A 3,731-nucleotide genomic window follows, 5' to 3' on the forward strand; every position below is an offset into this window, starting at 1 on the left:
GGCATCCACCACATGAAAGAGGGCTTCGATGCCTTCAGCGATCAATTCGATCTGACCCGCTTTGCGATGACCGGGATTGCGGGTCTGGTGGTCTATACCCTGACCGGGGCGGTGGCGACGGTGGTGATGCAATCAAGCCATGCCACGATGGTCCTGATCATCACGGCGCTCGCCGCCGGGCAGATCAGCTATGAGAACGCCCTGGCCCTTGCGATCGGGGCCAATATCGGCACCACGGTCACGGCTGTCATCGGCGGGCTCACGGCGAATTTTCAGGGTCGGCGGCTGGCCCTGTCGCATGTAATGTTCAATCTGCTGACGGCGGGGGTGGCCTTGGTCTTTCTCGGCCAGATACGCGACATGGTCGATGTGACCAGCGCCGCGCTTGGCATTGCGACCAGCGATATCGCCCTCAAGCTGGCGGTGTTTCACACCATCTTCAACCTGCTGGGCGTGCTGCTTATAGTGCCGTTCATCCACCGGCTGGTCGGGTTTCTGGAGCGCGTGATCGTCCAGCCCGCCGAGGACCTGAGCCAGCCCAAATACCTGTCCGAGGCGGTGGATGAATTTCCCCAGACCATTCAGGTCGCCCTGCGCCGCGAGGTGCATCACCTTTATGAAAACGCGGTCGAGCTTATCGTGCACGGGCTTAACCTGCACCGAACAGAGCTGTTTGAAACCAAGGACATAGCCGCGACTGTCAAGGCAAGCCGCGCGCCAGTGGATTTCGATCTTGATGCGCGTTATGAACACCGGGTCAAGACGCTCCATTCCGCGATCATAGAATTTGCCACCCGCGTCGGAAGCAAGGACCTTCCGGCCAAGGCCATGGCCGATGTCTATCTGATGCGCGATGTGTCCGGACAGATCGTACGCGCGGTCAAGTCGATCAAGCACATGCGCCGCAACGCCACCCTTTACACGCAAAGACCGCAGGGCGTGATTACCGATCTTTACAACGGATTGCGCACCGAGATTGCGCGCATCCTCGTCGAGATCCGCGCGCTTGATCAGGCCGATCCCGAAGACCGCTCAAGCCTCTGGCTCGATCAGGAGCGCATCCAGGTCGAAAGCGATGCCCGCAATACCAACCAGACCATTGACCGCCTGATCCGCGAGCGCCACCTGAGCGCCAGCATGGCCACCTCTTTTCTCAACGATTCCAATTACGCCTATAGCGCGATGCGTGATCTTCTGGATGCGGCGCGCGCCTATTACATCGACACCGAAGACGCCATGGCAGAGGTCGAACGCATCCTGACACTGGATGAAGACGACTTGCAGGACATGGCGCTGGACCGCCCGAACGGCAAAGAGGGGCTTTGATGAAACTCGCAAACAGCATCGAGAAACTCGGGTCGTATTTTGAGCGGCTCGAAAACGGCCAGGCCGAAAAGATCGACCCCGGTCACGTTGAAAAAATGATCCGCAAGCTCGTCAAAAAGCGCGAGGATCTGTGCGCAGACCTCGCCGACACAGCCAAACCCTCGAAACGGGCGCGACTGGAGCAGAAATGCGCCACCCTCGACGCCCAGATCGAACGCGCCAGATGGCTTTTCGACCAGATCCGATAGGGCGCGCAATCCGCGCCACTGCTGCTTGACAGCGCTTTGGCCGGGCGATACGCACCGGCCCTTGTTTTCAGGCGAGGTTGAAATCAGACATGGCACAGCGCGGTCCCGTTTTGGGTCTGGATTTCGGAACCTCAAACTCGGCGGCGGGCTATCTCTGTAATGGTGCGCCACGCCTGATCGGGATGGGGCCGGGGCAGACCACCTTGCCCACCACGTTTTTCTTCGATTTCGACACCCGCAAGACCCTGATCGGCGAGGCCGCCAATCAGGCGCTGCTTGACGGGATCGAGGGGCGCTTCATGCGCGCGCTCAAGCGGGTGCTTGGCACGCCGTTGATGCATGAAGAACGTCAGATTCTGAACGAGCGCGTGACCTTCGTCGACATCATCGCCCGCTTCCTGAACCACATCAAGACCCACGCCGAGGCCCAGGCCGGGACGCGCTTTGATCGCGTACTGTCGGGGCGTCCGGTGGTGTTTCACGGGCTGAACGATCCGCGCGAGGCCGGGGCCGAGGCCGACTTGCGCGCCTGTTACCGCGCGGCGGGGTTTGACGAGGTGGATTTCATGCCTGAACCCGAGGCGGCGGCCATTGCCAGCGGCGCATTGGAGCAAACCGGCGAGGTCGGGCTGATCGTCGATATCGGCGGCGGCACTTCGGATTTTTCGGTGTTCCGCTCCACCCCCGACGGCGTATCGGTGCTTGCCAACCATGGCGTGCGGATCGGCGGTACGGATTTTGATCGCGCGATCAGTATCGAGCGGGTGATGCCCTTGCTTGGCAAGGGGTCAGAGCTTCGCAAGGTGATGGGGCCGGGCGCCTCGCCGGTGCCCAATGCGATCTTCAACGACCTTGCCACATGGGAGAAAATTCCGTTTCTCTACACGCCCCAGACCCGCAGGATGGTTGCCGAATTGGTGCAGATGGCGTTCGAGCCTGAAAAACTGGGCCGCCTCGCCAATTTGTTGGAAAATGAGCTTGGCCATGAGGTGGCCTTTGCGGTCGAGCGCGGCAAGATCGCGGCCAATGCCGGGCATGGCACTTCTGTGATTGCGCTTGATCAGATTGAGCGTGGCCTGTGCGCCGCCTTGCCGCCCGAGGCTTTAAGCGCATGCCTTGCTGCGCATGCACGAATGCTGGGCACAGGCCTGCGCGAAACGCTCGGGTTTGCAGGGATCGGGGCGGCGGACATCGACCGCGTGATTTACGTGGGCGGCTCAAGCCTGATGTCGGTGGTCTCTGACGTGGTCAAGGCCGAATGCCCGGACGCCCGCCATTCCTTTAGCGAGGTGTTCACCGCCGTGACGGATGGCCTTGCGATTGCGGCGGCGCGTGGCTGAGGCCAACGAAAAACCCCCGAATGCGGCTGCATCCGGGGGCTGAATTTTCAAGGTTGCCGGTCGCTCAGAGCAGGGATTTGACCTTGGCGGTCACATCCTCGGCGGTGATGCCGAATTCCTTGTAGAGCGTCGGGGCAGGGGCCGAGGCGCCGAACCCCTGCATGCCCACAAAGCCGCCCTTTTCACGACGGCCACGCTCGCCGTAAAGCCAGCGATCCCAACCAAAGGCGCTGGCCGCTTCGACCGCGACCCGCACCGGGCCACCGGGCAGAACGCGCTTGCGATAGGCCTCGTCCTGGTCCTCGAACAGCTCCCAGCAGGGCATCGACACAACCCGCGTGCCAATACCCTCCGCCTGAAGAATATCGCGCGCCGCCATGGCGATTTCCACCTCGGAACCGGTCGCCATCAGGATCGCTTCGCGTTTGCCGATCGCATCGGCCAGCACATAGGCGCCCTGCGCGGTGAGGTTCTTGGTCTTATGCTCGCGGCGCACCGTCGGCAGGCCCTGACGGGTCAGCGACATCACCGAAGGCGTTTCCTTCGAGCTAAGCGCAAGTTCCCAGGCCTCGGCGGTCTCGACGGTGTCACAGGGGCGGAACACCCAGGTGTTGGGTGTCGCGCGGCTGATCGCCAGATGCTCGACCGGCTGGTGGGTGGGGCCATCCTCGCCAAGGCCGATGCTGTCATGGGTCATCACGAAGACGGTCGGCACTTTCATCAGCGCGGCAAGCCGCATCGCGGGCCGCGCGTAATCGGTAAAGCACATGAAGGTGCCGCCATAGGGGCGGATGCCGCCATGCAGGACCATGCCGTT

4 protein-coding genes are annotated in these 3,731 nt (G+C 62.0%); 3 read left to right on the forward strand and 1 reads right to left on the reverse strand.

Annotation, left to right across the window (positions count from 1 at the left end):
• The 3 genes from QZ522_RS18330 to QZ522_RS18340 all read left to right on the forward strand — a co-directional run.
• Positions 1 to 1,326 (forward strand): Na/Pi symporter (locus tag QZ522_RS18330; protein ID WP_294614997.1); only part of this gene is annotated, 1,326 nt, incomplete at its 5' end.
• A complete protein-coding gene (locus QZ522_RS18335) occupies positions 1,326 to 1,574 on the forward strand; it encodes a hypothetical protein (RefSeq protein WP_294614999.1) in 249 nt (82 codons plus the stop codon). The genes QZ522_RS18330 and QZ522_RS18335, both read left to right, overlap by 1 nt.
• An 89-nt stretch (positions 1,575 to 1,663) precedes the next feature.
• Entirely contained in the window at positions 1,664 to 2,914 is a 1,251-nt protein-coding gene (locus tag QZ522_RS18340) for an Hsp70 family protein (protein WP_294615001.1), read from the forward strand.
• Between the two features lie 64 nt (positions 2,915 to 2,978).
• On the opposite strand, the gene QZ522_RS18345 is transcribed toward QZ522_RS18340, so the two are convergent.
• Positions 2,979 to 3,731: transketolase C-terminal domain-containing protein (locus QZ522_RS18345; protein WP_294615003.1), on the reverse strand; the 753-nt coding region annotated here is incomplete at its 5' end.

Source organism: uncultured Roseovarius sp., assembly GCF_913054395.1.
Lineage (GTDB): Bacteria > Pseudomonadota > Alphaproteobacteria > Rhodobacterales > Rhodobacteraceae > Roseovarius.

Excerpts from the sequence above, each read along its gene's own strand:
- QZ522_RS18340 (WP_294615001.1), top strand. The coding sequence starts at position 1,664 with ATGGCACAGCGCGGTCCCGTTTTGGGTCTGGATTTCGGAACCTCAAAC.
- QZ522_RS18335 (WP_294614999.1), top strand. The coding sequence starts at position 1,326 with ATGAAACTCGCAAACAGCATCGAGAAACTCGGGTCGTATTTTGAGCGG.